A 26,199-nucleotide genomic window follows, 5' to 3' on the forward strand; every position below is an offset into this window, starting at 1 on the left:
ATGGACGAAAGCGCCGTACTCCTTTCCATGGCCGACCGCATGTTGTGGATCGCCGCCCTGGTCGCAGCCCCGATCCTGCTGGCGAGCCTCGCCATCGGCTTGGTCATCGGTCTGATCCAGGCCGCCACTTCGGTCAACGAGCAGACGCTCACCTTCGTCCCCAAGCTGGGCGCAGTGGCCTTCGTGCTGGTTATCCTGGGCGCGTCCATGATGGCGCTGGTGGGCGATTTCACCCAGGACGTCTTTACCGAAATCGCGCGGATCGGCGACTGAGGCCACGCGCGGTGAACGGGCTCGATCTCGGCCTCGGGGCGCTGGAGCAGGACATGTGGCGGGTGGTCTTCCTGATGACCCGGCTCGGTGCCGCGCTGCTGGCCGCCCCGTTCTTCGGTGCGACTTCCGTGCCGATGTCGGTGCGCGTGTCGATCACCGGCGCGCTGGCCATTTTCGTGTCCGTATGGATGCCCGAAATCGCCACGCCGCCGGCGCTGCTCTCGCTCGAAGGACTGCTGGCCGTGGCGGGCGAGGTGATCATCGGGCTCGCGCTCGGTTTCGTGCTCCAGCTTGCGTTTGCCGCGCCGACCGTGGCCGCCGAGCTGATCAGCGGCGGCATGGGCATGAGCATGGCGGTATCGCAGGATGCCATGGGCGGCGGCACGACGACCTCCTTCGGCCAGTATTTCGTGATCGTCCTCACGCTGATCTTCCTGGCGACCGGCGCCCATCTGCACTGGATCGCGCTGGTGACCGAGAGCTACAACGCGTTCCCGCCCGGTCAGACCTGGCTCGGCGCAGACCGTTTCGCCGCGATCGCCGGGTTTGCCAGCTTCATGTTCGAAACCGCGCTGCGGATCGCGCTGCCGGTGACCGTGATCCTGCTGCTGGTCCAGGTGCTTACCGGCGTGCTCAGCCGTTCGGCGCCCTCACTCAACCTTTTCGCGCTGGGCCTGCCGGCGGGCGTGCTCGCGGGCATGGCGGCGCTGATCATTTCCGCACCGCTGATCTACGACCAGTTTACCGGCCTCGTCGGTGACGCGCTGGCGCAAACCGAAAACGTGATCCTACCATGAGTGAGACCGCCGGCGAGAAGACCTTCGCACCAACCGAAAAGCGGTTGGCCGATGCCGCGAAGAAGGGCGATGTGCTGCGCTCGAAGGATGCGGGCACGGCGGCGGTGATGTTGCTGGGCGGCGCGTGGCTGGCGCTGGCCGGACCGTGGCTGCTCGAAGGGCTGGCCGGGCTGGCGCGCGACGCCTTCCTGTTCGATGCGCGCGATATCCGCGATTTCACGATTTCCGGCCTGTTGATGAAAGGGCTGCTGCTCGGCGTCCCTGCAATCCTGACGCTCGCCGTACCGGTGATCCTGGTGACGTTGCTCACCCAGCTCGCGTTCGGCCGCGGACGCTGGGTGCTCGACAACCTCAAGGCCAAGGGCCAGCGCATCAATCCGCTCTCGGGTCTCAAACGGATGTTCGGCCCGCAGGGGCTGGTCGAGATGGGCAAGGGGCTGCTCAAGGTCGCATTGCTCGGGAGCATTGCCGGGGCATGGTGGTGGACCAGCATGGAAACCGTGATCGGGCTGGGACGGGGCAATCTCTCGGCCCAGCTGTCGGCGGCCTGGCACTCGATCGTCTCGCTGATCTTCGCGCTCGGCGGGGGATTGATCGTGATCGCCTTTGTCGACCTCCCGATCCAGTGGCTGCGGCAGCAGAAGCGGCTCAAGATGAGCCACCAGGAAATGCGCGACGAGAACAAGGAAGCCGAAGGTTCGCCCGAAATGCGTGCCGCGCGGCGGCAGCGCCAGCGCGATATCGCCACCGGCTCGGTCTCCGGTGCGATGCGCGAGGCGCAGTTCGTCGTCACGAACCCGACCCATTTCGCGGTTGCGATGACCTATGACCCGGCCAAGGCCTCCGCCCCGATCGTCCTGGCGAAGGGCCGCGGCGACAAGGCCATGGCGATGAAGGAACTCGCCCGCGAGATGGACCTGCCGATGCTCGAGCTGCCGCAGCTCGCCCGTTCGGTCTATTACACCACGCGCGAGCGGCAGGTAATTTGCGAAGACCTCTACGGTGCGGTCGCTTCGGTTCTGGCCTATGTCTTCTCGCTCAAGCGGGGCGAAACGCCGCCGCTGCCCGCGGTCGAAGTGCCCGCGGCGCTGCGGTTCGATACCGAAGGGCGGATCGCTGTTAATCTCGCCAGTGAAGCGTCGTTCTCAGAGCGATGAGTATTGCAACTTCCTCGATCGCCACCACGCTTGGTATCGGCAGCGGCGTAGACATGACCGGTCTTGCCGAGCAGCTTGCCGAAGCGCAGTTTGCCGGGCGCAACGAACGGCTCGCGACGAAGTCGGAAACGCTGGAGCAGCGCATCTCGCTTGCCGGATCGATCCGCAGCAGTTTCTCGACCTTCGCCTCGGCGCTGGGCGAGCGCATGCGGACGGGCGATCTCGCCCCGCTGCCCAATATCGGCAACACTTCGGTGGCCGCCGTTTCGTCGCCGGTGGGCTCGATCGGCAAGGGTAGCTACTCGCTCGAAGTGACCAAGCTGGCCACCAACCAGGTGCTGACCGGCCCGGTTTACGCCAGTGCCACCGACACGGTCGGGGCAGGATCGCTGACGATCCGTTTCGGGTCCGTCACCAATGCCGCATTTGCCGAAGACACCGGCCGTACGCCGCTGTCGATCGATATCGCTGCCGGTGCAACGCTGAAGGATGTGGCATCCGCGATCAACGGCAAGAACGCGGGCCTCAATGCCTATGTCGCACAGACATCCGCCGGCGCGCAGCTGGTGGTGAAGGGTGCCGACGGCGCACAGAACGGGTTCGTGATCGAAGCCGCCGAAGACGGGGCAGATCCGGGACTGTCGGCCCTGGCGTGGCAGCCGGGCGGGGACCCGGCCCGGCTCGTGTCCACTTCCGCCGATGCCGAATTCCTCCTCGACGGGCTTGCCCGGACCAGCGCGTCGAACACTATTCCTGGCGTTGCGCCGGGGTTGTCGCTGACGCTTACCGGCACCAATGCCGGTGCGCCGACCACGATCCGCTTCAACAGTCCCGACAGTGCGCTGTCCAGCGTGATGCAGGACATCACCGGCGCACTCAACGAGATCGTATCGGAGCTGCGCAGCGCGATCGATCCGCTTACGGGCCCGCTGTCGCGCGATGCCGGCGCCCGCGCACTGCGCAGCGAGCTGTCCGCGCTCGGTTCGCTTGTCGTCATGCCCAACGCGCCCGACGGCGCCCCGCGCACTCTGGCGGAACTGGGGCTGGCCATCGAACGCGATGGCAGCTTCCGTTTCAACAGAGACACGCTCACCGATGCGCTCGAGCGTGATCCCGCGGGTGTGGCAGCGATGTTCACCACCGGGATCAACGGCATTTACGCCACCATCGACCGGATGGCGCGCTCGAACAGCATGGCGAGCGATCCGGGGACGCTGGCTGGTTCGATCGCGCGCTATGAAAAGCAGACCGACCAGCTCAACCGCGACATGGAAAAGCTGGCCGAAAAGCAGGAAGCCCTGCGGTCCAGCATGGTGGCCCGCTTCGCCAGCGCTGACGCGCGGGTAGCGGCATCGCAATCCACCCTGTCCTTCCTCCAGTCCCAGATCGATATCTGGAACTCGCAGGGCGACTGACATGCTGGCACGCGCGCGACCCGGTGAAGCCTACCGCGAAAGCAATTTCGATGCCCGGCTGGTCACCAGCGGGCGCGAAGACCTGATCCTGATTTGCTTCGACGACCTGATCGAGAACCTTGGCGTGCTGGAAATCGCCGAGACCCGCAACGACCGGGCGGTCCGCAGCCGCGCGCTGACACGCTGCGTTACCGCCTTGACCGCGCTGGAACTGGGGATCGACCGCGAAGCCGAAATGGCCGCCAGCCTCGCGCAATTCTATGGCGCGGCGAAGGCGCTGCTGCTGGATTCGATCCGCGTGGTCGACCTCGACAAGATCAGGGAACTGCGCGACGACCTGCGCGAAATCGCCCTGGCGTTCCGTGCCGCCCAGCGCGCCGCGCGCGGGGGCTGACCGGCGCTTCCATCCGCCCGCGCGTCGAGCGGGACAGTTGCAGGCGGGTTTCAGGGCAATTCAACCGGGTTCGTCCTGCTCCCCGATTTGGGCGCTTACCTTGACCAGCGCGGCGCCATATGCGCCGACCAGAGCGATGGCGGGGTCCGCGGCGAAGAGGTTGCCTTCCTCGATCTCATCGACAATCTTGACCATGCCCGATGCGGAGCCGCCCGCCGCGCGGGAGAGCAGCACGCCGCTCAGCGGCCCGACCAGTTCCAGCGCGGCGCAGACTGCGGCGTCGGCTTCGAGCAGCCGGGCCAAGCGAGCGCGGCTGGCGCGCGGCGTAATGAACGGAGCAAGGTGGGTGGGCGCGGTGTCGAGAAGGTCGGCCATCGCCAGGATGGCATCGGATGCCGTTGCGAAACCGTCGACCGAACATGTGTCGACCAAGTCCAGCAGTCTGGTGTTCCAGAGAGGCATTGGCACGCACCCCGTATGAACGCGCCGTTTCGGGCAACGTTGCAGCATGAATACACTGCTATACTGGCGGATGTCATCCGCCTGGCGGCCAATTTCACCCGATAATTCTACCGGACTGTCATGGGCTACTTACCAAATGCTTAAGCGTTCTCGCTTTCGACGATCGCCAGCTTGAGCTTTGCTAGGGCCGAAGACTTCAGCTGATGGACGCGCGGAACGCTGACGTCGAGCACCGCCGCGATCTCGGTCAGGTTCAGTTCCTCGATGAAGTGCAGCTTGATGACCAGTTGCAGCCGTTCGGGCAGATTGCCGATCGCTTCGGCCAGAGCGGCGCGATCGCCCGTTTCCAGCAATTGCGCCTCGGCGTCGGGCTCGGCCGACTGGAAGGTCGGATCAGAATCCGAATAGCAATCCTCCAGATCCACCACCCGCGTCGCCAGTTGCGTGCGCATTTCGTGATACTCCCCTATCGAAATCTGCAATTCCGCCGCGATTTCCTTGGCGGAGGGGTCGCGTCCCAGCGTGCTGCGCAGGCGATCGACGGCCGCATCGATGCGGCGCAGCCGGCCAGCCGCACCGCGTGCATGCGGCGACTGTGCGCGCAGCAGGTCGATCATCGCTCCGCGCACGCGCATTTTCGCATAAGCGGCAAAGCCGTCTTCGCCCGGCCGGTCGTGGCGCTGTGCGCATTCGGTCAGCGCGATCATGCCGGCCTGGATGAGGTCGTCGACATCGACTGCCGCGCCGCCGCTGCCTTCGTAATACCACGCCAGCTTGCGGACCATGGGCAGGAAATTGCCGATGCGCTCGTTGATTGCGCCGCCATAGGCGCGCTGCGCGTTGAAATGGGTATGGTCGTATCTCATGCAGCCAAGGCCTCCGTTTGATGGCCGAGTTGTTCTGTCTGTTCGGGTGTTTCGTCGCCCACGACCGCGATCACCTCGATCGGTTGCGAAGCGGGCAGTTCGTTGATCGACAGCACCAGGCATTGCGGCGCGCGCTGGCGCAGCAGTGCGGTCAGTGCGCGGCGCGCGCGTGGCTGGACGATCAGTGCAGGGCGGACCGCAGCCGGATCACGCTGGGCGACGATGGCCGCGATGCGTTCGCCGATCGAGCGGGCGAGGTCGGGTTCGATGACGATTTCGCCCGAGGCGGGATCCTGCAGCCCGCCGACCACCATTTCCTCGAGCTGTGCAGCCAGCGTGATGACCGGCAACTTCGCATCGGGCGGGCAAGTTTCGCTCACGATCATCGCGCCCAGATCCGCGCGGACGATGTCGATCAGGCGATCGTGTTCGGCGGTCTGCTGCGCGGCCAGCGACAGGCTGGAGAAAACGCGCAGCGAATGGCGCAGCGAAATGCCGTCGGCGAGAAGCGCCTTGAGCACGCGGGTCACGGCTGCCAACGTCAGCGGCTGCGGTGTGATCGTTTCGATCAGCTGGCCATGGCGTCCGCGCAAGTGGTCGATCAGGTCGCGGACCTGGTCGGGGCCGAGCAGGTCGTGCGCCCGGGTCGCCAGCAATTGGTGGATGTGGGTGGCGATGACGCTTTCGGGATCGACCGCGAGATAGCCTTCGGCAACCGCGAGGTCGCGCGTGCCGGGATCGATCCACAGCGCCGGACAGCCGAAGCTGGGATCGACCGTCGCTTCGCCGGGGATCGGCTGTGAATTCATCGCTTCGCCGGTATCGATGGCGAGCAAGTGGTTGGGCTTGATCTTGCCCCCGCCGATCGCCGCGCCCCCCAGCGTGATGCGATAGCTGTCGGGATCGACTTCGAAGCTGTCCTCTATGCGGAACTGCGGGACGATGAAGCCGAAGGTCTGGCACATCTGCTTGCGCAGTCCGGTGAGACGCGCGACCAGCGTGGCCCCGTGCTTCTCGTCGGTCAGGTGGATGAGGCCGTAGCCGAGCTGGACCGTGACCAGCGTCTGGTCGGACACCTCGTCGATCTCGATGTGCGAAGGATCGGGGGTGACGACGGGCTCGGGCACGTTCTGCGCCGCGTCTTCGCGCTTGCGCAGGCTGTGCCACAGCCAGAACGCCCCGGCCGACAGCGGCAGGATGATCGACTGCGGCATTACCGGAATGCAGCCGATAACGAAGAGGATGCACGCGACCGGAAGCCAGATCTTCGGATCGGACAACTGCCCGCCGATCTGGTCGGTCAGATTGCGTGCGTCGGAAACCCGCGTCACGATCACTGCGGCGGCGATCGACAGCAGCAGCGCGGGCACCGAGGCGACCAGCGCATCGCCGACTGCCAGCGTGATGTAGAAGCTGGCGGCATCGCCTGCCGACAGGTCATGCGTCGACATGCCCAGTACGAGCCCGGCGATCACATTGATCAGCAGGATCAGCAGCGCGGCAACCGCATCGCCCTTCACGAATTTGCTGGCACCGTCCATCGAACCGTAGAAGTCGGCTTCGGTGGCGATCTCGCGCCGCCGCGCCTTGGCTTCCTCGGCGGTCAGCAGGCCTGCGGCGAGATCGGAATCGATCGCCATCTGCTTGCCGGGCAAGGCGTCCAGCGTGAACCTGGCGGAGACTTCGGAGACGCGGCCCGCACCCTTGGTGACGACCATCAGATTTATGATCATCAGGATCAGGAAGACGAAGATGCCGACCGCGAAATTGCCGCCGATCAGGAATGCGCCGAAGGCTTCGATCACCTTGCCCGCCGCCGCACCGCCTTCGTGCCCGTTGAGCAGGACGATGCGCGTCGAGGCGACATTGAGCGCCAGGCGCAGCAGCGTGGCGAACAGCAGGACCGACGGGAAGGACGAGAAATCGAGCGGTTTCTGGGCGTTCATGGCGGCCATCAGCACCGACACCGACAGCGCGATATTGAGTACGAAGAAGACATCGAGCAGCATTGCCGGGATCGGCACCACCATCAGCAGGATGATGGTGAGGATCCCGAAGGGAAGCGCGAGCCCCGGGTTGAAGAAGGTCCGCGCGCTCACAGCCCGAACGCCCTGAACTTGTCATAGGCGGCGGCGATCTGCGTTTGCGCGCGGCCATTGCCCGTGCCGGTATCGCCGAAGGTGGCGCGCAGCGTATCGGCCATCGAGGGCCGGGCTGCGGGATTGCTTGGCAGGGCGGGGGGCGCAAGCCCGCCCGAACTGCGCATGCTGCGCTGGGCGGGCTGCTGCGCGGCCAGTCCGGCGAATTGCTGTTCGATCCGCGGCCCGGTGCCTGGCAGCGGCGTGTCGCCATAGGCGCGCGCCACCTTGTCGCGCATCAGCGACATGACGTCACCGACCGAGCGCGGCGCCCCGCCGTCATAGAAGATCGAGCGATTGGCTCGCGCGGCCTGCGGCATCATGGCCGCCGCCGACTGATCGGGATTGCTGGCCAGCGCGCCGAGGAATTTCTGTGCTCCGCCGAGGCCGAGGAAATGCGCCAGATAAAGCTCGGCCGGTTCGGCCTCGCGTCCCAGCACTGTCTGCAGGCCGGCAGCGTTCTCGCGCGTCAGCTCGGCGGCCATCAACGAGGAGGTGTCGGCATCGTAGCGCAGCGACAGCAGGTGGTCGCGCGTCGCGTGGTCGGCAACGCGGCCGTTCTTGCCGATCGCGGCGTCGGCCCATTCCATCCCGTGCTTGGCGCCGTGCCGGTCGAGCGTGCGCAGCCAGGTGGAGTCGATGAACTGGTAGAGCCCGGTCGCGCTCGAGGTGCCGGCCTTGGCGCTGGGGTCGAGACCCGATTCCAGCTTGGCCTGCGCGAGCAGATAATCGAAGTCGACACCCGTCCGCGTGGCAGCGCGCGCAATGGCGCTCTGCACGTTGGCCGACTGGACTGGATTGATGGTAGGCACGCGATCTCCGGAATTAACTGTTCCGGAAGATCAGCAAGGTCCGTGCCAAAACCTGCGTCGTGTTCGTGGGCCGATCAGGCCAGCGCCATGCTCGCACCCTGCCGCGGCAGCGCGGTATAGGAAGTGTTGCCGCCGCTGAGCGCGCCCAGCCGGTTCTGTACATTGCTGGCAATCAGGTTGCGCAGGCGGCGGTTTATCTCGTTCAGGCGGCGCACGGCATCGAGGACGCCGAGGCATTCCTCATCCATGCTGGCCTGATCGACGCTTTCCAGTTTCGCGCACAGATCGAGCTTGCCGTCGGTACAGTTGACGATGCGATCGAGATCCAGAGCGGCAAGCGCCTGCCGCTCACCCTGCAAAAGAGCGAGCATCTGTTGCAGGGTCGACAGCGTTTCCTGTTTGCGGGTCATTTCCCGACCTTTCCATAGAGGCCCGAAGCGATGAGGGCATCGGCAATTTCTGTGGGAATGAGCGGATAGGTGCCGGTTTCGAGCGCCTTGCGGATTTCCGCCACGCGATCGTGGTCGACGGGAACGTCGCGTCCGGCAGCCAGTGCCGAGGAAGCTACCGGCGCTTCGGCTTCGCGGGCCTGGTCGCCGACCTTGGGGGACGGCGCAATCTTTTCAGCAGGCGCGAGCGCGGCACTGGGCCGTCGCACCGATCCTCCGAATTCCGGCAATCCGACAATACGCATCGTTTCGCTCCATTAGCTGGTCGTTCAGGAGAACGGCGAAGGATGCGCGGGTTTAACACCCCGGCAATATTTTTGCCGGTTACGGCAAATCGATGCCGACCTGGCCCGGGCTTAGGACCATCGCGCGCAGCGTTTCGGTGCGTTCGCCGCTGGCGCGCACCTTGATCCATTCGCCCTGTGCGCCGTCTTCCACGGCAGAGCCCTGCCGGTTGAGCGTGAAGCCCCGACCGCGCACCAGAATGCTGACGTTCTCACCGCGCTTGACGAGCGTTTGCCCATATTGCGGCGCGGCGTTCCGGGCGTTGGAGCCACCTGTGTCGACTGCCACATAGATCCGCCATCCCGCTGCGGGGCAGGCGACCTGCACCGACCGCTGATCGCGTCCGAACCATTGCAGGTCGAGCGGCGACTGGCAGGCCTGCAGACGCAGGCGGCGATCGACGGGCAGTTTTGCGCCGCCGGGCTGCCCGACCTCAGCCCCGGTGAATTCCGCCACCGCTCGGTCGAGCATCGACAGGTCCATCGGCGAGGCCGCCGCCGCGGAAGCCGCAAGGCCTGCGGCTACGAGTGATCCGAGAATAAGTTGGCGCATGGTCGTTCCTGACTCCGGCATTGCAGAACCTGCTCCCGCAGCGGGAGCATTACAGGAACTTATTCAGCAAGGTTCGTGCCATCTTCGGGGCGGCGGAGGTAATCGACCGAAATGATGACCCTGGCGGCCGTATCGGGCGCTAGCAGCAGCCGCGCCGTGACACCTGCCCGTTCGGCTTCGTCCAACAGGCGGCTGCCCTCGGCGAGCGCTGCGTCCCGGTTGCCCGCCGGGTAGCCGATTTCGATCGTGGCCATCTGGCGTTCGTCGGTTGCCGCCGCGCGCAGCCATTCGGTGACACTTTCGCCGGGGGCGGGGCGGTGCACCGCGAGCGCGGCTTCGCCGGTTTCGGCGGGACCCGTCTGGCGCGCTTCGGGCGGCGGCGCAGCGCCTTCGCCTGCGGCCTGCGCGGTGATCAGGAACAGGATCAGCGCCAGATCGGCAGTGATCGTCTGCCAGCTCGAGGGCGCGCGCAGGATCATGCGGCGTGCGATGCCGGTTGCGCGGCGGAAGTGGCAGCTCCGGTGCTGCGGATGCCTTCCTCGAGCCATTCCAGCACGGCCTCGCGGTCGCGCTCTTCCTTGCGGGACTTGCGGCCGATCGCACTGCCGATCGGGGCGAAGACGAAGTTCGCCGCGACCAGGCCATAGAGCGTCGTGATCACCGCCATTGCGATAGCGCCCACCAGTCCGGCATCCTGCGCCGACGCGCCCGGCGCCTGAGCGAGTGCGACCAGCGTCCCGGCAAGGCCCAGCACGGGGGCCAGTTCGGCGGCGTTGTCGAACACGCGCATCGCGGTTTGGGCATGCGCGAGGCGCGCATCAGCGAACTTCGCGTGTTCGCCATGGAGCGACTGGATCGACCGCTGGTTGATGATCAGATCGGACAGGCTGTCGAACTCGCTGTCGCCGAACCGGCGCGGTTCGGCCCGCAGGAAGCCGTCGTCGGCGATCTCGCGCACCTGCACGGAAAGTTCGGCCTTGGCCTGCGCCGGGTCGAACGGCTTGTCGAACAGACCGCTCAGCGCGGCGAGCGCAATACGGCAATCGGCTAAGCCGCAGCGCAGCAACGTTGCCGCGAGCGTACCGGCGAAGACAATGGCGATCGCCGCGGGATCGAACCAGGTTTCCAGCATGGGGTAGCTACTCCTTGCAGCCCAGAACGGCGCGGCAAGCGCCAGTTTTATCCGGCGGACGAACTTTGCCGCATTCCGGCAAGGGCTTGCCACCTTCTGCCGGTTTCGCCGTTGCAGGGGCGGCAATCGCAGTTTGGCACGCCCCTTGCTGAATGGTTTCCGTAATTTTTGCGGAGGCTCAGATGAGCGAAGGTTTGTTCGGCATTCACGGGGCGGCACTGGAGATCCGGTCGCAGCGCATGGGCGTGCTCGGTTCGAATATCGCCAATGCGGCAACCCCCGGATACAAGGCGCGCGACGTCGATTTCGCCGCTGCACTGCAGGCACGGCTGGGCGGCGCTGACGCCGGCCGGGCGAGCGATGGGGCGATCCAGTATCGCATCCCGACGATGGCCAGCCTCGATGGCAACACGGTCGAGATGTCGACCGAACAGGCTGCCTTCGCCGAAAACGCGGTGGCTTACACGGCCACGCTCAACTTCCTGCGCGGACGGGTCGAAACCGTGACCCGCGCGATCCGGGGCGAATGACGATGAGCGGCCCGACATCCTTTTTCGAAGTAGGCCACCGCGCCATGTCCGCGCAGCTCGTGCGGATGAACACGGCCGCCTCCAACCTTGCCAATGCGGGCTCGATCGCCGGCAGCGAGGAAGAAGCCTATCGCCCGATGCGTACCGTATTCGAGCAGGAGCTCGACAAGGCCTCTGGCCTGTCTTCGGTCCGTGTCGGCGGGGTGGTGCGCGAAGATGTCGCCGCCATCCGCCGGCACGACCCCGGCCACCCGCTCGCCGACGAGAACGGCGACGTGTGGGAGGCTCCGGTCGATGAGAACGCCGAAATGGTCGAGATGCTCGAGGCCTCGCGCCAGTACCGCAACATGATCGAGGCCATGTCCACCGCCAAGCAACTGATGCTCGAAACGATGAGAATGAAATGATCACACCGATGACCAACCAGGCAGCCATGTCTGCGACGACTGCGTCCACCGCAACCTCCGGCCGCGGAATGGACGCGCTGGGGCAGGGCGATTTCCTGCGCCTGCTGACCGTCCAGATGCAGCAGCAGGACCCTTTCGACCCCGTCGACAACAAGGAAATGCTGGCGCAGATGGCGCAGTTTTCCTCGCTCGCAGGCGTCAGCGAAACCAATTCCATGCTCGAGCAGATCGCGGACAAGCTCGACCAGCTGATCGATACCACCGCCTCCGCTTCCGCATCCAATATCTGATCAGGGAGACAGTCCATGTCCTTCTATACCTCGCTCAATGGCATGAAGAATGCGCAGACCTCGCTCGGGGTGATCGCGCACAATATCTCGAACTCGGAAACCTACGGCTTCAAACGCAGCCGGACCGAATTCTCCGAAATCGTCGCCGGTTCGGCACTGACCAATCCGCGGATGATCCAGGGCATCGGCTCGTCGGTGGAATCGATCACGCAGAACTTCTCGCTCGGCCCGGTCGAACAGACCGGTTCGGCGCTCGACCTGGCGATTACCGGCGATGGCTTTTTCACCACGCGGTCGGCTTCCGACGGGTCGACGCTCTATACGCGTTCGGGCTCGTTCTCGATGACCGAAAGCGGCAATATCGCGGATAGCGCAGGCAATCGCCTGCAGGTTTTCGCAGTCGATGCCAACGGCCAGGTGACCGGCAATGCCATCGGCGATGCGCAGGTGCCGCCGGTCAATGCCAACGGTTCGGAATTCGCCGGCGTGACCGTCACGGCTACGGGGATTGTCCAGGCATCCTATGCCGACGGCACGGTCGAACCGGTCGGGGCAGTGGCGCTTGCCAGCTTCATTTCGCCCACCGGTCTCAAGAAGGTCGGTTCGGCAAACTGGGAAGGCACCGGCCTTTCGGGCGCAGCCACCTACGGTTCGCCGGGCACGGGGGCTTACGGGTCGCTGCTTTCGGGTGCGCTTGAACGCTCCAATGTCGATATTGCCGAGGAGCTGGTCGGCCTGATCACCGCGCAGCGGAACTTCCAGGCCAACGCCAAGGCAATCGACACCGCGACCCAGATCTCGCAGACCGTCATCAACCTGCGGACCTGATCGAGATGGACCGCCTCATCCATACCGCGCTGTCGGGCATGCGGGCGTCGATGGACAGCCAGCGTGTCATCGCCAGCAACATGGCGAATGCCAATACGCTCGGGTTCCGGGCCGAAATGCTCGACCAGCGCGCAGTCACCATCGAAGGCCAGCCGAACGAGGCGCGCGCGATGCAGCGGGCCAGCGTGCGCGGCGCGGATATGGCTGCGGGCGAAACCATCGCGACCGGCCGCGACCTCGACGTCGCGGTGGAAACCGACGCGCTGATCGCCGTGCAGGCGGTCGACGGCACCGAAGCCTACACCCGCCGCGGCGACCTGTCGGTTTCGGCCACCGGTTTGCTGGTCAACGGCGAAGGCCGGCCGGTGCTGGGCGACAACGGCCCAATCACCGTGCCGCCGGTCGGCATCCCGGGGATCGCCCCCGACGGTTCGATCACGATCGCCGATCCGGCCGCACCCGACCAGCCCCCGGCCGAGATCGGCCGGATCAAGCTGGCCGCGTGGGAAGGATCGCCGATTAGCAAGGGCCTCGACGGACTGTTCCGCGTCGAAGGCGGGGGCATCCTGCCCACCGACGAGGCGGCCACCGTCAAGGTCGGCTCGCTCGAACAGTCCAACGTCAAGACCACCGAAGTGCTGGTCGACATGATCGATGCGCAGCGGCTTTTCGCCATGCGCAGCAAGGTCATCTCGACCGCACGCGAAATAGACGAAAGCGGCGCGCAGCTCATGCGCCTCGGCTAGTCAGGGAAAGGATTAACCCATGCCCACTTCAGCCCTTCAGGTCGCCCGTACCGGGCTCGAGGCCCAGGATGCGCGCATGCGCGTCATCGCCAACAACCTCGCCAACGTCGGCACCACCGGCTTCAAGCGCGATCGTGCCAATTTCGCCACGCTCGCCTATCAGGACGCTCGCGTCGCCGGTCAGCGCTCCTCGGGCGAAACCGCATACGCCACCGGCCTCAACCTCGGGACCGGCGTGTCGGTCCAGTCGACCAGCCAGATCATGACGCAGGGGGCGCTCAGCACCACCGGCAATGCGTTCGATCTCGCGCTTGACGGCGATGGCTACTTCGAAGTCGAACTGCCGGGCGGCCGTGTCGGCTATACCAGGGCGGGCAATTTCACGACCTCTGCGGAAGGCCAGCTGGTCACGCAGCAGGGCTATGCGGTCCAGCCGGCGATCACCATTCCCGAGGGCGCGACGGCCATCGCGGTCGCGCCCGACGGCACGGTCTCGGCAACCGTTCCCGGCGAAGCGCAGCCGGCCGAGCTGGGCCAGATCCAGGTCGCGCGTTTCACCAACCCCGCCGGACTACAGGCGATCGGCGACAACTTCCTCGTCGAGACCGCCGCCAGCGGCGCCGCCGAAGTCGCCCCGGCGGGCGAAAACGGCCGCGGCAACATCCGCCAGGGGATGCTCGAATCCTCGAACGTCAACATCGTCGAGGAACTGGTCGAAATGATCGAAGCGCAGCGCGCCTACGAAATCAGCTCGAAGATGGTTTCGGCCGTCGACGAAATGCTGCGCAACGCCAACCAGACGCTGTGAGGAATTCCGCGATGAAGACCGCCATCTGCCTGCTGCCCCTGTCGTTCGCGCTTGCCGCCTGCGGGGGCGGTTCTGCGCGTCCCGCCGGGTTCGCCGCCGCGCTGCCGCCGCCGCAGCAGGCGGCGCCCGCCCGGCACCGCGATGGCGCCATCTACCAGGCCAGCCAGGGCTATGCCCCGCTCTATTACGGCAACCGTGCGGCGCGGGTCGGCGATATCGTCACCATCGCGCTGATCGAACGCACGCAGACGTCGAAGTCGACCAGCGGCTCGACCAAGCGCGATGGCAGCGTGGGTCTGTCGTTGCCCGAATTCATCGGGATCGACAGTTCCGATCTTAATGCGTCGGGCGGATCGTCGTTCAAGGGATCGGGCGACGCGTCGCAGGCCAGCTCGATCCGTGCCGATCTGACGGTAACGATTGTCGAAGTCCGACCGAACGGCACCGCACTGGTGCGGGGGAAAAGGTGATGCAGCTCAGCCAAGGAGAAGAATGGGTCCAGCTTTCGGGCATCATCCGGCTGGCGGATATCGATCAGGACAACCGGATCCCGTCGATCCGCGTCGCTGATGCACGCATTTCCTATTCGGGCGCGGGTTCGGTCCAGCGGGCCAGCCGCGAAGGCTGGCTGTCGCGCTTCTTCGGCGCCGTATCGCCCTTCTGAGGATATCGATCATGATCCGTCGTCTCGCTCTCCTCATTCTCGCGCTGCTCGCGCTGCTACCGGTCCCGGCCGCGGCCGAGCGGGTTCGCGACCTGGGCCAGTTCCAGTCGGTGCGCTCGAACCAGCTCACCGGCTATGGCATCGTGGTCGGCCTCGACGGCTCGGGCGATGACAATTTCGCTTATGCCACGCAGGCCATGCGCGGCGTTTCGGGCCGGCTGGGGCTGCAACTGCCCCCGGGCGTCAATCCGGCGCTCAAGAATGCCGCAGCGGTTATCATTACCGCCGAACTGCCCGCCTTTGCCAAGCCCGGCCAGCGGATCGACGTGACCGTTTCGACCATGGGCAAGGCCAAGTCGCTGCGCGGCGGCGCCTTGGTGATGACCCCGCTTTATGGTGCGGATGGCCAGATTTACGCGATGGCGCAGGGCAACCTCGCTGTCGGCGGTCTCGGCGTGTCCGGGCAGGATGGCTCGAAGCTGACCGTCAACATCCCCACCGTGGGCCGGATCGCCGACGGGGCGACCGTCGAACAGGCGGTGGCGAGCAATTTCGACTTCACCGAAGTCCTGCGCTGGAATCTCTACCAGGCTGATTTCCTCACCATCTCGCGCGTTCGTGATGCCATCAATGCGGTGTATCCCGGCATGGCGCAGGTCGAGGACGGCGTCACGCTCGCGCTGATGCTGCCGCCGGGCGCAAACACGCGTGCGGGAATCATGGCTCAGATCGAGATGCTCGACATCAATCCGGCCGAACGCGCGGCCCGGGTCGTGATCAACAGCCGGACCGGCACGATCGTGATTTCGAGCGCGGTGCGGCTGGCACCTGCCGCGATCAGCCACGGCAGCCTGGTCGTGCGGATCGACGAAAACCCCGCCGTGGTCCAGCCCGAACCGTTTTCGCGCGGGCAGACCGCGCTCGAACCCAACAGCACCATCACTGCCCGACAGGAAGAAAACGTCGTGTCGCGCGTGGGGCCCGGCGCCTCGCTGGCCGAAGTCGTCGATGCGCTCAATGCGCTCGGTGCCAGCCCGGCCGATCTGGTGGCTATTCTCGAAGGCCTCAAACAGGCCGGATCGTTGACCGCGGAGCTCGTGATCATATGACGTCCTATCCGATCAACCTGGCAGGCGCGAGCGTGCTGCCCGAGCGCGAGGCGGCCCCCCTTCGGGGCGAGCTGCGCGAAGCGGCACAGCAGTTCGAAGCCATCCTCCTGCGGCAGATGCTGTCGAGCGCGCGGAGCACCGATTTCGGCGGCAACGACCTGTTCGGCGAAAGCGACGATACCTTCCGCGAGATGCGCGATGTGCGCTTTGCCGAAGTCACTGCGGAATCCGGCCAGCTTGGCTTTGCCGCCGCGATCGAAACCCAGCTTGCCCGGTTCCTGCCGGAAGGTGGCGACTGATGGCATCCGACCTCCTCTCGATCGCCGCCAGCGGCGCGCGCGGCGCGCGGCGCGCTGGATGTGACGGCGCAGAACATCGCCAACGCATCGAGCGATAGCTATGTCCGTCGCAGCTTGCGGATCGAAGAGGTCGCGGCCTCGGGCGGGGCCGGCCAGATCGGCGATATCTCGCTGTCGGGCGCCCGCATCGCGGAAATTCGCCGCAACGCCGATTCCTTCCTCCAGGGCGAGGTGCGCCGTACCTCGGGCGATCTGCAGCGCGCCGATGTCGAGTTGAAGGGCCTGCGCAACATGGAAAGCGCGCTCGAACAGTCGGGCGTATTCAATTCGATCGTCGAATTCGAAGCGGTGCTGCAGCAGCTTTCGAGCGATCCGGTGGACCCGTCGCGCCGCGCTGCGGTCGTGGCCGAAGCCGAGACGCTGGCGAACAAGTTCAACATCACTGCATCGGGTTTCGAGGCAGTGGGTGAAGGCCTGCGTTTCGATGCGGAAGCGCAAGTGTCCGGTGCCAATGTCACCGGCAGTGAACTGGCCCGCGTGAACCTGCGCCTGACGCGCGCAGGCAGCGGCAGCAGCGACCGCGCCGCATTGCTCGACCAGCGCGACCAGCTGCTCGAACGGCTCGCCGGCTTCACCACGGTCGGCACCCAGTTCGCGGCTGACGGCACGGTCGCGGTGTCGCTGGGTACCAATCCGCCGCGCAGCTTCGTACAGGGCGGTACCGCAGGAACGCTGGCCTCGGCGACTGCTGCCGACGGCACGCTCAGCTTCAGCGTCGACGGACAGGCGATGGCGCCCGGATCGGGCAGCCTTGCAGGTGCGGCGCTCGCCCTCACCGAGCTCGCGTCGGTGCGCACCCGGCTCGATACGATTGCAGCGGGGATTGCCGATACGGTCAACAATGCGCAAGCCGCGGGCTCCGCGCTCGACGGTTCGCAGGGTCAGCCGATCTTTACCGGGACCACGGCAGGCACGCTCAAGGTTGTGATGACCAGCGGCCAAGGGCTCGCGACCGCGCCCGCAGGCGCGGTCGCGGGCAGCCGCGATGACGCAAACCTCAGCGCGCTGCGCCAGTCGCTTGCCACGCTCGATCCGGCGCAGCAGCTCAACGGGCTGCTGTTCGACGTCTCGAGCAAGGTCGCGGGCCGCAATGTCACGCAAAGCGCGCTGCAGACGATCGCATCGTCGGCGCGGATATCGCTCGAGCAGCAATCGGGCGTGGACCTCGATACCGAGGCGGCCAATCTGATCCGGTTCCAGCAGGCCTTCCAAGCCTCGGGCCGGGCGATGCAGACCGCCAGCGACATATTCGACACTCTCTTAGGGATCGGGCGATGATCAATCTGAGTACCGGCGCATTCTACGAGCGTAGCACCAGCCAGATCGGTGGGCTGCGCGCGCAGGCCGAAACGCTGCAACAGCAGATCGGTACGGGCGAACGGCTTCAGCGCTCGTCCGATGATCCGGTGGCAGCCGCGCGGCTGCGGATGCTGGCGCGCACCGATCGCATCAGCCAGGTCGACACGCGCAATTCCGAGCTGGCGGAAGCGAATCTGGCGCTGACCGACGAGACGCTCGGCTCGATCGCCGACCTCGTGGTCCGGGTGCGCGAACTGGCCGTGCAGGCCGCATCCACTACGCTGAACGACGATCAGCGCGCGACGATCGGGACCGAAATCGCCAGCCTGCGCGAGAACCTCGTGCTGCTGGCCAACAGCCGCAACATTTCCGGCCATGCGCTGCTGGGCGGCCAGACTGCCGGCCAGGCCTATACCGATAATGGCACGGGCATCGACTACGTCGGCAGCGGCGGGGTCACGCCGGTCGAGATCGGCGAAGGCCAGACCGTCGTGCCGGGGCTCACGGGGCCCGATGTCTTCAATTTCGATACCGCCAATGGTCCGAGCGACCTGTTTGCCGTGCTGAGCAATCTCGCAGCAGCTCTCGCAACGGGGGAGCCGATGCGATCAGCGCCAGTTCCGCCGCGCTGGGCGAACTCGATGCGGGCCTGGAAAAGGTCACCACCGCGCAGACGGTTATCGGTTCGCGGCTCAACTGGGTCGATCTCATGAGCGAACGGCGCGAGGTCAATTCCGAACGCGTAGCCGATGAACGCTCGACCGTGGGCGGCGCAGACATCGCCGTCACGATGAGCAGGCTGCAGGAAACGCTCACCGTGCTCGAGGCCAGCCAGGCCAGCTTTGTCCGCCTGGCCAACCTCTCGCTGTTCTCATTGCTGCGCTGATCGCGCCTAAACCCAAGGAAGATTTCCAATGTACGCGGTTATCGGCATCATCGTCCTGCTCGTCATGGTCTTTGGCGGCTTCATGCTCAGCGGCGGCGCGCTGGGGCCCGTCATGGCGGCCATGCCCTACGAAATGCTGATCATCGGCGGCGCCGCCGCCGGGGCGCTGGTGGCCGGCAACTCGCTCGACGGGCTGAAAGCGCTGGGCACCGCGATGGGCAAGATCTTCAAGGGGCCGAAGCACGACAAGCAGGATCATGTCGATGCGATCGCGCTGACCACCCAGCTGATGCGCATGCTCAAGAACGATGGTCCCGTCGCGCTGGAAAGCCATCTCGAGGATCCCGCCAACTCGACCGTCTTCAGTGCCTATCCCAACCTGCTCAAGAACGAAGCGCTGATTGCGCTGATCTGCGACACGCTGACGCTGCTGGTGGTGTCTTCGGGCACGCTCGAAACGCATGCCGTGGAAGAGGTGATGGACAATGCGATGAAGACGCATTTCCACGAGATGCACGAACCGCAGCACAACCTGCAGACGCTGTCGGACGCCTTGCCGGCCCTCGGCATCGTCGCCGCCGTCCTCGGCGTGGTGAAGACCATGGGCTCGATCGACAAGCCCCCCGAAATCCTCGGCAAGATGATTGGCGCGGCGCTGGTCGGCACCTTCCTCGGCGTGCTGCTAGCCTATGGGATTGTCGGTCCGCTGGCCGGCCGGCTCAAGCAGGTGCTCGAACAGGACGAACAGATCTTCCATGCGGTCAAGCAGGTGATCATCGCTTCGCTCTATGGCCATCCGCAGCCGTTGGTCGTCGAAAGCGCACGGTCGGGTCTGGGCCATACGGTGCGCCCGGGGCTGAACGAATTGCTCGACGCGTTGCGGGGTAGGTAGGATGGCCACCGCAGCCGAGGGTCGCAACGATCCCGCCCCGATCATCGTCAAGAAGGTGACCGTCATCGAGGCGGGTCATCACGGCGGCGCCTGGAAAGTCGCCTATGCCGATTTCGTAACCGCGATGATGGCCTTCTTCCTGCTGCTCTGGCTGCTTGGCGCGACCACCGAAGACCAGCGCAAGGGGCTGGCGGACTATTTCACCCCGACCCTGGTCAAGACCAAGGAACAGAGCGCGGGCGCCGATGGGGTGCTGGGCGGTTCCTCGCTGGTCGATGTCGACAACTACCCGCACGCCGCAGGGCAGACGGGGACGCAGACCCTGACCGTTCCGCGCGATGCGACCGGCGGCCCGCGCGAGGGCGCTGCCAGCATCAAGCGGATCCAGGAACGGGTCGCCGAGGCGATCGCCGAAAAGGAACGGCTCAAGCGGCTGATGCATCAGGTGCGCATGATCCCGACCACCACCGGCATCCGGATCGATCTGGTCGACGATGCCGATTTCTCGATGTTCTCGCTCGGCACGACGGTGCTGACCCCCGACGCGCGCGACCTGCTCGATCTGGTCGCCCAGGCGATCGTCCCCGAAGGCGGCAAGATCACCGTGCGGGGCCACACCGACGCACTCAAATATCGCGATCCGAGCCGGGTCAACAACTGGTCGCTGTCGGCAGGCCGGGCGGAAACAACGCGCCAGAACCTGATCCGGCACGGCATATCGCGCGACCGCTTCCGCCGGATCGAGGGCGTGGCCGATACCGAACCGCTGATCGCCGACAACCCGGCGGACCCGCGCAATCGCCGCATATCGATCTCGCTCGAGAACTAGCGGCCGCGCCCGCGGCTACTGCCAGCGCTCCATCTTGCGGTAGATCGTCGTCAGTCCGCCCCATAGGCGCGGCAGAAAACCTCGACCGCGCCAGCGATCCGTTCGCGGTTGCGCGCGTCATCGACCGGTGCGCCGAAGCGCCGTTCGAGATCGCCCATGCCCTTGCACATGCTGGCGAATTGCTCGGCTGCCAGTTCGGGGTCGTCGACCGTCAGTTCGCCGGCTTCGCCCATCGCTGCGATCAGTTCAGCAAAGGCCCGTTTCATCCGGTGCGGCCCGGCGGCGAGGAAGGCCGCACCAATCGCCGGGTCATGCTCGGTCTCGGCGGCAACGCGCCGTTCGAAGCGGATGAATTCAGGGCGTGAAAGAAACGCCACCATCGCCTCGCCGATCGTCGTCAGGCGGGCGCGCAATGCCCCGCTGGGCAGTTCGGGGACGGCCAGGGCCGTGCTGATCTGTTCGCATTCGCGCTCGACCGCGGCAGCGAACAGGCCGCGCTTGTCGCCGAAGCGGTTGTAGACCGTAACCTTGGACACGCCCGCGTCGGCGGCGATCTGCTCGATCGAACTGGCGGCGAAACCATGCTCGAGGAAGCTGGCGCCCGCAGCGCCGAGGATGGCGTCGCGCTTGGCCTCGTCAGTGGGCCGGCCGGGCCTCTTGGCATCGTTTCTTGACAATCTGAACGCCTCCGTTCACTTGAACGCTGTCGTTCAGTAATGGACGAGTGCTGGAGGGAAGGCAAGCAAGCGTGCTCTGGATTGCGATCAGGATGCTGACCGGCGACGCCCAGAAGTTCTACGGGCTGGTTTTCGGCATTGCCTTTTCCACCCTGCTGATCACCCAGCAGCTGACCATCTTCGTCAATCTGATCGAACGCGGCGCGAGCGGGGTCTACAACGTCTCCAGCGCCGATGTCTGGGTGATGGACCCGGTCAGCCGCACCACCGATGTCGCCTATGCAATGCCCTCTACCGCGCTCGACAAGGTGCGCAGCGTCCCGGGGGTCGAATGGGCGGTCCCGCACATCCGGGCGCAGGCCAGCGTGCGCACGCGCGACGGCGATCTCGAAGGCGTGGCGGTGATCGGGGTCGACGATGCGACGCTGATCGGCCTGCCCAAGCGCATGATCGAGGGATCGACCGAAGTCCTGTCGCAGCCCGACAGCGTGATCATCGATGATGTCGGCACCACCCGGATGTTCCCGGGCCAGTCGCCGATCGGCGAACGGCTGGAACTGAACGACCAGCGCGCCGTGATCCGCGGCATCGCCGACGCGGTGCCCAGCTTCACCAGCACGGTGGTGCTGTATACCAAGTACAGCCAGGCGCTGAATTTCGTGCCCGGCACGCGCAACCGCCTGTCCTTCGTGCTGGTCGGCGCGCAGCAGCCGCAGCAGGCTGCGGCGCTGGCCGAACGGATCGAGCGGGAAACCGGCCTCAGGGCTCGGACCCGCGACGAATTCGCGCAGGACGGGATCGATTTCATCATCGAGAACACCGGTATCCCGCTCAATTTCGGGATCACGGTGGCACTCGGCTTCGTGGTCGGGGTGGCGATCGTCGGGTTGACCTTCAGCCTGTTCATCCGCGACAACATCAAGCAGTTCGGCGCGCTGAAGGCGATCGGGGTGACCAATGGCAAGATCCGCCGGATGGTTGCCGCTCAGGCGGGGCTGGTGGGCCTGGCTGGCTATGGCCTTGGCATATTGGGCACCGTGCTGTTCATCTGGGGCTTTTCGAGCAACCCGACCTTCAAGGGGTTCTACATCCCCTGGCAGATCCCGCTGATCAGTCTTGCCGCGGTGACGCTGATCCTCGCGCTGACCGGCTGGCTGGCGCTGCGCAACGTGCTCAAGACCGAACCCGCATCGGTGTTCCGCTGATGGGGGAGGCGATGGACACCGCCGCCATCGGCGGCTGCACCCCGCAGGCGGCAATCTGCACGCGCGGCGTGACGCGCGATTTCGTGGCCGGCCAGCAGACCATCACCGTGCTGCATGGCATCGATCTCGACATACGCGCGGGCGAGCTGACTTTCCTCGTCGGCGAAAGCGGCTCGGGCAAGACCACGCTCATCTCGATCATGTGCGGCATCCTGTGGCCGACGCTGGGCGAGGTGAAGGTCTTCGGCACTGATATCTACGATCTCGCCGATACCGAGCTGGTCGAATTCCGGCTGCAGAACATCGGCTTCATCTTCCAGCAGTACAATCTGATCCCCTCGATCGACGCTGCCAGCAATGCCGCGGTGCCGCTGATCGCGCAGGGAATGGATCGCCATGACGCGCGCGAGCGTGCGGTGGCGATGCTGGAAAAGCTCAATATCGGCGATCAGGCGGCCAAGCTGCCCAACCAGCTGTCGGGCGGCCAGCAGCAGCGTGTGGCGATTGCGCGCGCGCTGGTCCACGAACCACGGCTGGTGGTGTGCGACGAACCCACCGCCGCGCTCGACGCCTCTTCGGGCCGCCGGGTGATGGACCTCCTGCGCGAAGTCGCGGTGGCCGAAGACCGCGCCTGCATCATCGTCACGCACGACAACCGCATTTTCGATCTCGCGGACCGCATCCTTGTGCTCGAGGACGGGCGGATCACGCATGACGGCAAGGACATGCCCGAAGGACACTGACATGGCACTCGACCTGAAGAACCTCAGCTTTTCGCGCCAGATCCTGCCCGTCGCGGCGCTGCTGGGCCTGATCGCCGCGGCGATCTTCATCCTTGCGGGCATGCCTGATCGGGACTTGTCCGAACCCGGCCGCGAACCACCCCGGGCGCCCGAAGCGCTGGCCGATTCCCTGCGCGTGGCAGGTTCGGGGGTGGTCGAACCGTCGAGCGAGACGATCCAGCTCGGATCGGCGCTGTCGGGGCTGATCACGGGCCTGTATGTCCAGCCCGGCGACCGGGTGACCGAGGGCGAGGTGCTGTTCACGGTCGATCCCCGCGCGGCGCGCGCGCAATTGCGCGAGGCCGAGGCCGCGATCGCCGAAGCACGCGCCGCGATTGCCGAGGCGCGAAGCACGCAGGCGACCGCGGCGAGCCAGCTCGAACTCTATCGCAATGTCGAGGATCCGGCCGCCGTCAGCCGTGCCGAAGTGATCCGCGCCGAAGGCGAGGCCGCTGCTGCAAATGAACGTCTGCGGCTGGCGCAGGCGCGGCTGCAGGCAGCGCAGGCGCGCGCGGGTTCGGCGCAGACGCAGATTGCCCAGCTTACCGTGCGGGCGCCGATCGCGGGCCAGATCCTCGCGGTGAACATCCGCAAGGGCGAATATGTCAGCACCATGGGCGCCAGCGCGCAGCCCTTCATCGAAATGGGGCAGACCGACCCGCTGCACGTGCGGATCGATATCGACGAGGAACAGGCCCCCCGGCTGGCACTGGGCGAACCTGCCACCGTCAGCCCGCGCGGGGCGGCGGATCGGCAGGTCCGCGCGTCCTTCGTCCGGGCCGAACCGCTGGTGGTTCCCAAGCGTTCGCTCACCAACAGCGCGGCCGAAAGGGTCGATGTGCGCGTGCTCCAGGTGATTTACGAACTGCCCGAAACCGATGGGCTGTTCCGTGTTGGCCAGCAGGTCGATGCCTATATCGCGGCCGAGGGCGCCGCGAAATGAGGGCTCGCGGGTTTCTTGCCGCTGCCAGTGCGCTGGCCCTGACCGCCTGCGCGGCCGGGCCGCCGCCCGAAGTGGCCACGCCCGTTCCGGTTCTGCCGGACGCGTTCCTGTTTGCGCCCGATCCTTCAGCCAGCGCATCGCTGGCGGCGCTGATGCCGGTCGCGGATCCGGCGTTCGATACGCTGGCAGCGCAGGCGCTGGCCTCCTCGCCGACGCTGGGTGAAGCGGCCGCACGCGTCGAGGAAGCGCGCGCCGGGGCGGATCGCGCGGGCGACGAGCGGCTGCCGGAGATCGGCGCGAACGGCTCGGTCACCGGGCAGCGCAGCAATCCCGGTTCTTTCGGCGGGGGCTGCCGCCGGGAATTTCCTTCGACACCGAGCGGGTGTCCTACGCTGCCAATGTCACCGCCCGCTGGGATCTCGACCTGTTCGGCCGGCTGCGCGCGCAGGAGCGCGGCGCGCTGGCACGCTTCGATGCCGCCAATGCGCGCGCCCGCGCGGTGCGGATCGCGCTGCTGGCGGAAATCGCGGCAAGCGTGATCGACTGGCGCACGCTTGCAGCGCGTGAACGCGAAATTCGCAACGATCTGGCATCGGCCGAAGAACTCGCCCGGCTGGCCGGTGTGCGCGAGCGCGCCGGGATCGCGCCCGGTTTCGACCGGGTGCGCGCCGAAGGCTCAGCGGCGGGCTCGCGCAGCCGGCTGGTCGCGCTGGAAAGCGAGCGCGCGCGCCTCCTCGGCCGGCTGGTCACGCTGACCGCGCAGGGCGGGGCGCAGGTCCGTGCTGCATTGGCGCAGGAAAATCCGGCGGCGCTCGATCCGCCCCCGCCGGCGACCTTGCCGTCGGTGCTGCTTGCCAACCGGCCCGACGTGATTGCCGCGGCAGCCGATCTGGCCGCGGCCGATGCCGCTCTGGCGGCTGCGGCGCGGCGGCGGTTCCCCGTGTTCGACCTGTCAGGCGCGATCGGCCTGCTCGCCTTCGGCATCGGCGATGTGTTCGACAATGAATCGCTCGTGGGCAGCCTGGCCGGATCGATTGCCGGGCCGCTGCTCGATTTCGGGCGGATCGCGGCGGAGATCGACGGTGCGGCAGCGGGCAAGCGCGCGGCCTTCGAAGCCTATCGCGGTGCGGTCTACACCGCACTGGGCGATGCGGAGGCGGCCTATGGCGTGGTCGCGACTGCGGATGCCGAGGCTGCCGCAGCTGCGCGCGAGGCCGCCGCATTGCAGCGCGCCGCGCGGCTGGCCAATGCGCGTTTCGAGGCCGGGCTCGCCGATTTTCTCACCGTGCTCGATGCGCGGCGCGCTGCCGATGCCAGCGGCGAACGCGCCGCCGCGGCGCAGGGCCGCGCGCGGCGCGCCCGAGTGCTGCTGTGGCAGGCGCTGGGCGGCGGCACACTGCGCTAGCCTGCCTGCCGCGATGCGGGGCTAGATCGTCGCGCCGCCATCGACCACGATGGTCTGCCCGGTGGTCCATTTCGCGGCGGGCGACGCCAGATAGACCGCCGCCCCAGCGATATCCTCGGGCTCGCCGATGCGCCGCATGGCCAGCGCCTTCTCGGTCGCCGCCAGCGCATCGGGATTGTCCCACAATGCCTTGGCGAAATCGGTCTTCACCAGCCCCGGGGCGATCCCGTTGATGCGGATCCCGTGCTTGCCGTTCTCCGCGGCGTAATTGCGCACCAGCTGGAAATCCGCGGCCTTCGAGATGCAATAGGCACCGATGGTCGTCGACGCGCGCAGCCCGCCGATCGAGCTGATGATGACGATCGCCCCGTCGCCCTTGTCGCGCATGGCGGGCAGCGCCAGCTGGATCAGCCAGTGGTTCGAGATGACGTTGTTGTCGAGGATCTTGCGGAACTGTTCGTCGGCAATCCCGTCCATCGAGCCGTAATAGGGATTGCTGGCGGCATTGCAGACGAGGATGTCGACCGGGCCGAGCCGGGCGACGGTCTGCGCGAACAGGTCTTCGAGCTGCGCCTTTTCCGAAATGCTCGCCGCGATTGCCACGGCGCTGCCATCGCCATGCGCGGCGTTGATTTCGGCGGCGACCGCCTCGCAGGCATCCTGCTTGCGGCTCGAGATCACCACGCGGGCGCCCTGCGCGGCCAGCCCTTCGGCGATGGCGCGGCCGATCCCGCGGCTCGATCCGGTGACGATCGCGACTTTCCCTGACAGGTCGAATGGCGACATGATTGGTTCCCCTTGCATAAGT

General features: G+C 66.3%; 34 protein-coding genes and 1 pseudogene. 24 read left to right on the plus strand and 11 right to left on the minus strand.

All coding sequences use genetic code 11. The annotated features are described in order from the left end of the window. The 5 genes from WKH79_RS00125 to WKH79_RS00145 are packed head-to-tail and all read left to right on the plus strand — an operon-like array spanning nucleotide 1 to nucleotide 4,036. Complete coding sequence (locus WKH79_RS00125; RefSeq protein WP_050599099.1) at nucleotides 1–273, plus strand: flagellar biosynthetic protein FliQ; 273 nt, start codon at nucleotides 1–3, stop codon at nucleotides 271–273. 11 nt (nucleotides 274–284) lie between these two features. After that, entirely contained in the window at nucleotides 285–1,070 is a 786-nt protein-coding gene (gene fliR, locus WKH79_RS00130) for a flagellar biosynthetic protein FliR (protein ID WP_050599100.1), read from the plus strand. Further along, nucleotides 1,067–2,227, plus strand: coding sequence for an EscU/YscU/HrcU family type III secretion system export apparatus switch protein (locus WKH79_RS00135; protein WP_050599101.1), 1,161 nt, complete (start codon nucleotides 1,067–1,069; stop codon nucleotides 2,225–2,227). Before fliR ends, WKH79_RS00135 begins: the two co-directional genes overlap by 4 nt. After that, entirely contained in the window at nucleotides 2,224–3,642 is a 1,419-nt protein-coding gene (fliD, locus tag WKH79_RS00140; protein ID WP_230833328.1) for a flagellar filament capping protein FliD, read from the plus strand. Before WKH79_RS00135 ends, fliD begins: the two co-directional genes overlap by 4 nt. Nucleotide 3,643: 1 nt before the next feature. Continuing rightward, nucleotides 3,644–4,036: a flagellar protein FliS gene (locus tag WKH79_RS00145; RefSeq protein WP_063511831.1), complete on the plus strand. Its 393-nt coding sequence runs from the start codon at nucleotides 3,644–3,646 to the stop codon at nucleotides 4,034–4,036. Between the two features lie 60 nt (nucleotides 4,037–4,096). Here WKH79_RS00145 and WKH79_RS00150 read toward each other — a convergent pair whose 3' ends face one another. From WKH79_RS00150 to WKH79_RS00190, 9 genes are all read right to left on the minus strand, one after another. Beyond that, entirely contained in the window at nucleotides 4,097–4,498 is a 402-nt protein-coding gene (locus WKH79_RS00150) for a hypothetical protein (protein ID WP_341859247.1), read from the minus strand. Between the two features lie 140 nt (nucleotides 4,499–4,638). Further along, nucleotides 4,639–5,364, minus strand: coding sequence for a sigma-70 family RNA polymerase sigma factor (locus WKH79_RS00155; RefSeq protein ID WP_050599105.1), 726 nt, complete (start codon nucleotides 5,362–5,364; stop codon nucleotides 4,639–4,641). Further along, a complete protein-coding gene (locus tag WKH79_RS00160; protein WP_341859248.1) occupies nucleotides 5,361–7,463 on the minus strand; it encodes a flagellar biosynthesis protein FlhA in 2,103 nt (700 codons plus the stop codon). The genes WKH79_RS00155 and WKH79_RS00160 overlap by 4 nt, the downstream gene beginning before the upstream one ends. Continuing rightward, on the minus strand, nucleotides 7,460–8,314 hold the full coding sequence (locus WKH79_RS00165; RefSeq protein WP_341859249.1) for a transglycosylase SLT domain-containing protein: 855 nt from the start codon (nucleotides 8,312–8,314) through the stop codon (nucleotides 7,460–7,462). Before WKH79_RS00165 ends, WKH79_RS00160 begins: the two co-directional genes overlap by 4 nt. Nucleotides 8,315–8,388: 74 nt before the next feature. After that, nucleotides 8,389–8,724: a hypothetical protein gene (locus tag WKH79_RS00170; protein ID WP_082835635.1), complete on the minus strand. Its 336-nt coding sequence runs from the start codon at nucleotides 8,722–8,724 to the stop codon at nucleotides 8,389–8,391. Next, on the minus strand, nucleotides 8,721–9,008 hold the full coding sequence (locus WKH79_RS00175; protein ID WP_082847534.1) for a flagellar biosynthesis anti-sigma factor FlgM: 288 nt from the start codon (nucleotides 9,006–9,008) through the stop codon (nucleotides 8,721–8,723). Before WKH79_RS00175 ends, WKH79_RS00170 begins: the two co-directional genes overlap by 4 nt. 79 nt (nucleotides 9,009–9,087) lie before the next feature. Then, a complete protein-coding gene (locus WKH79_RS00180; RefSeq protein WP_341859250.1) occupies nucleotides 9,088–9,600 on the minus strand; it encodes a flagella basal body P-ring formation protein FlgA in 513 nt (170 codons plus the stop codon). Nucleotides 9,601–9,659: 59 nt separating this feature from the next. Next, nucleotides 9,660–10,079 carry a hypothetical protein gene (locus WKH79_RS00185; RefSeq protein ID WP_341859251.1) on the minus strand — a complete coding sequence of 140 codons (420 nt, stop codon included), beginning with the start codon at nucleotides 10,077–10,079 and terminating at the stop codon, nucleotides 9,660–9,662. Next, on the minus strand, nucleotides 10,076–10,732 hold the full coding sequence (locus WKH79_RS00190) for a MotA/TolQ/ExbB proton channel family protein (protein WP_269420710.1): 657 nt from the start codon (nucleotides 10,730–10,732) through the stop codon (nucleotides 10,076–10,078). The genes WKH79_RS00185 and WKH79_RS00190 overlap by 4 nt, the downstream gene beginning before the upstream one ends. A gap of 182 nt (nucleotides 10,733–10,914) precedes the next feature. Here WKH79_RS00190 and WKH79_RS00195 point away from each other — a divergent pair, with 182 nt between their 5' ends. The 14 genes and pseudogenes from WKH79_RS00195 (at nucleotide 10,915) to WKH79_RS00260 (ending at nucleotide 20,379) form a co-directional block, all read left to right on the plus strand. After that, entirely contained in the window at nucleotides 10,915–11,262 is a 348-nt protein-coding gene (locus tag WKH79_RS00195; RefSeq protein ID WP_050599111.1) for a flagellar basal body protein, read from the plus strand. Next, nucleotides 11,259–11,669, plus strand: coding sequence for a flagellar basal body rod protein FlgC (gene flgC, locus WKH79_RS00200; protein ID WP_050599112.1), 411 nt, complete (start codon nucleotides 11,259–11,261; stop codon nucleotides 11,667–11,669). Before WKH79_RS00195 ends, flgC begins: the two co-directional genes overlap by 4 nt. 8 nt (nucleotides 11,670–11,677) lie before the next feature. Beyond that, complete coding sequence (locus tag WKH79_RS00205) at nucleotides 11,678–11,959, plus strand: flagellar hook capping FlgD N-terminal domain-containing protein (protein ID WP_063505373.1); 282 nt, start codon at nucleotides 11,678–11,680, stop codon at nucleotides 11,957–11,959. 15 nt (nucleotides 11,960–11,974) lie between these two features. Beyond that, the gene (locus WKH79_RS00210) at nucleotides 11,975–12,787 is read left to right on the plus strand and encodes a flagellar hook basal-body protein (RefSeq protein WP_050599114.1); all 813 of its coding nucleotides are present in this window, start codon (nucleotides 11,975–11,977) and stop codon (nucleotides 12,785–12,787) included. Between the two features lie 5 nt (nucleotides 12,788–12,792). Further along, a complete protein-coding gene (gene flgF / locus WKH79_RS00215; RefSeq protein WP_050599115.1) occupies nucleotides 12,793–13,533 on the plus strand; it encodes a flagellar basal body rod protein FlgF in 741 nt (246 codons plus the stop codon). Nucleotides 13,534–13,552: 19 nt separating this feature from the next. Continuing rightward, entirely contained in the window at nucleotides 13,553–14,341 is a 789-nt protein-coding gene (gene flgG, locus WKH79_RS00220; protein ID WP_050599116.1) for a flagellar basal-body rod protein FlgG, read from the plus strand. 11 nt (nucleotides 14,342–14,352) lie between these two features. Then, nucleotides 14,353–15,005 (plus strand): annotated as a pseudogene (locus WKH79_RS00225) (flagellar basal body L-ring protein FlgH). A gap of 11 nt (nucleotides 15,006–15,016) precedes the next feature. After that, nucleotides 15,017–16,114, plus strand: coding sequence for a flagellar basal body P-ring protein FlgI (locus WKH79_RS00230; protein ID WP_341859252.1), 1,098 nt, complete (start codon nucleotides 15,017–15,019; stop codon nucleotides 16,112–16,114). After that, nucleotides 16,111–16,413: a rod-binding protein gene (locus tag WKH79_RS00235; RefSeq protein WP_341859253.1), complete on the plus strand. Its 303-nt coding sequence runs from the start codon at nucleotides 16,111–16,113 to the stop codon at nucleotides 16,411–16,413. Before WKH79_RS00230 ends, WKH79_RS00235 begins: the two co-directional genes overlap by 4 nt. Before the next feature lie 60 nt (nucleotides 16,414–16,473). After that, nucleotides 16,474–17,751, plus strand: coding sequence for a flagellar hook-associated protein FlgK (gene flgK / locus WKH79_RS00240; protein WP_341859254.1), 1,278 nt, complete (start codon nucleotides 16,474–16,476; stop codon nucleotides 17,749–17,751). Further along, nucleotides 17,748–18,485 (plus strand): flagellar hook-associated protein FlgL, encoded by a 738-nt coding sequence (gene flgL, locus WKH79_RS00245; RefSeq protein WP_341859255.1) that lies wholly within the window; start codon nucleotides 17,748–17,750, stop codon nucleotides 18,483–18,485. Before flgK ends, flgL begins: the two co-directional genes overlap by 4 nt. Continuing rightward, a complete protein-coding gene (locus tag WKH79_RS00250; RefSeq protein WP_341859256.1) occupies nucleotides 18,482–18,658 on the plus strand; it encodes a hypothetical protein in 177 nt (58 codons plus the stop codon). Before flgL ends, WKH79_RS00250 begins: the two co-directional genes overlap by 4 nt. A gap of 28 nt (nucleotides 18,659–18,686) precedes the next feature. Continuing rightward, nucleotides 18,687–19,550 carry a flagellar motor stator protein MotA gene (gene motA, locus WKH79_RS00255; RefSeq protein WP_341859257.1) on the plus strand — a complete coding sequence of 288 codons (864 nt, stop codon included), beginning with the start codon at nucleotides 18,687–18,689 and terminating at the stop codon, nucleotides 19,548–19,550. 1 nt (nucleotide 19,551) lies between these two features. Beyond that, on the plus strand, nucleotides 19,552–20,379 hold the full coding sequence (locus WKH79_RS00260; RefSeq protein ID WP_050599122.1) for a flagellar motor protein MotB: 828 nt from the start codon (nucleotides 19,552–19,554) through the stop codon (nucleotides 20,377–20,379). A gap of 50 nt (nucleotides 20,380–20,429) precedes the next feature. On the opposite strand, the gene WKH79_RS00265 is transcribed toward WKH79_RS00260, so the two are convergent. Further along, complete coding sequence (locus WKH79_RS00265) at nucleotides 20,430–21,056, minus strand: TetR/AcrR family transcriptional regulator (RefSeq protein ID WP_341859258.1); 627 nt, start codon at nucleotides 21,054–21,056, stop codon at nucleotides 20,430–20,432. Nucleotides 21,057–21,148: 92 nt separating this feature from the next. Here WKH79_RS00265 and WKH79_RS00270 point away from each other — a divergent pair, with 92 nt between their 5' ends. From WKH79_RS00270 to WKH79_RS00290, 5 genes are read left to right on the plus strand one after another with little or no spacing between them, the layout of a single operon-like run. Further along, nucleotides 21,149–22,261 (plus strand): ABC transporter permease, encoded by a 1,113-nt coding sequence (locus WKH79_RS00270; protein ID WP_230833336.1) that lies wholly within the window; start codon nucleotides 21,149–21,151, stop codon nucleotides 22,259–22,261. Between the two features lie 11 nt (nucleotides 22,262–22,272). Beyond that, nucleotides 22,273–23,004 (plus strand): ABC transporter ATP-binding protein, encoded by a 732-nt coding sequence (locus tag WKH79_RS00275; protein WP_197458245.1) that lies wholly within the window; start codon nucleotides 22,273–22,275, stop codon nucleotides 23,002–23,004. A gap of 1 nt (nucleotide 23,005) precedes the next feature. Then, nucleotides 23,006–23,986 carry an efflux RND transporter periplasmic adaptor subunit gene (locus tag WKH79_RS00280; protein WP_341859259.1) on the plus strand — a complete coding sequence of 327 codons (981 nt, stop codon included), beginning with the start codon at nucleotides 23,006–23,008 and terminating at the stop codon, nucleotides 23,984–23,986. Further along, the gene (locus tag WKH79_RS00285) at nucleotides 23,983–24,525 is read left to right on the plus strand and encodes a hypothetical protein (protein WP_341859260.1); all 543 of its coding nucleotides are present in this window, start codon (nucleotides 23,983–23,985) and stop codon (nucleotides 24,523–24,525) included. Before WKH79_RS00280 ends, WKH79_RS00285 begins: the two co-directional genes overlap by 4 nt. Beyond that, on the plus strand, nucleotides 24,411–25,391 hold the full coding sequence (locus WKH79_RS00290) for a TolC family protein (protein WP_341860073.1): 981 nt from the start codon (nucleotides 24,411–24,413) through the stop codon (nucleotides 25,389–25,391). Before WKH79_RS00285 ends, WKH79_RS00290 begins: the two co-directional genes overlap by 115 nt. A 21-nt stretch (nucleotides 25,392–25,412) precedes the next feature. Here the strand turns inward: WKH79_RS00290 and WKH79_RS00295 are convergent, their stop codons facing one another. Next, entirely contained in the window at nucleotides 25,413–26,177 is a 765-nt protein-coding gene (locus WKH79_RS00295; RefSeq protein ID WP_050600106.1) for an SDR family oxidoreductase, read from the minus strand. Between the last annotated feature and the right edge of the window lie 22 nt (nucleotides 26,178–26,199).

The organism is Qipengyuania sp. GPGPB31 (assembly GCF_038396345.1).
GTDB lineage: Bacteria > Pseudomonadota > Alphaproteobacteria > Sphingomonadales > Sphingomonadaceae > Qipengyuania > Qipengyuania citrea.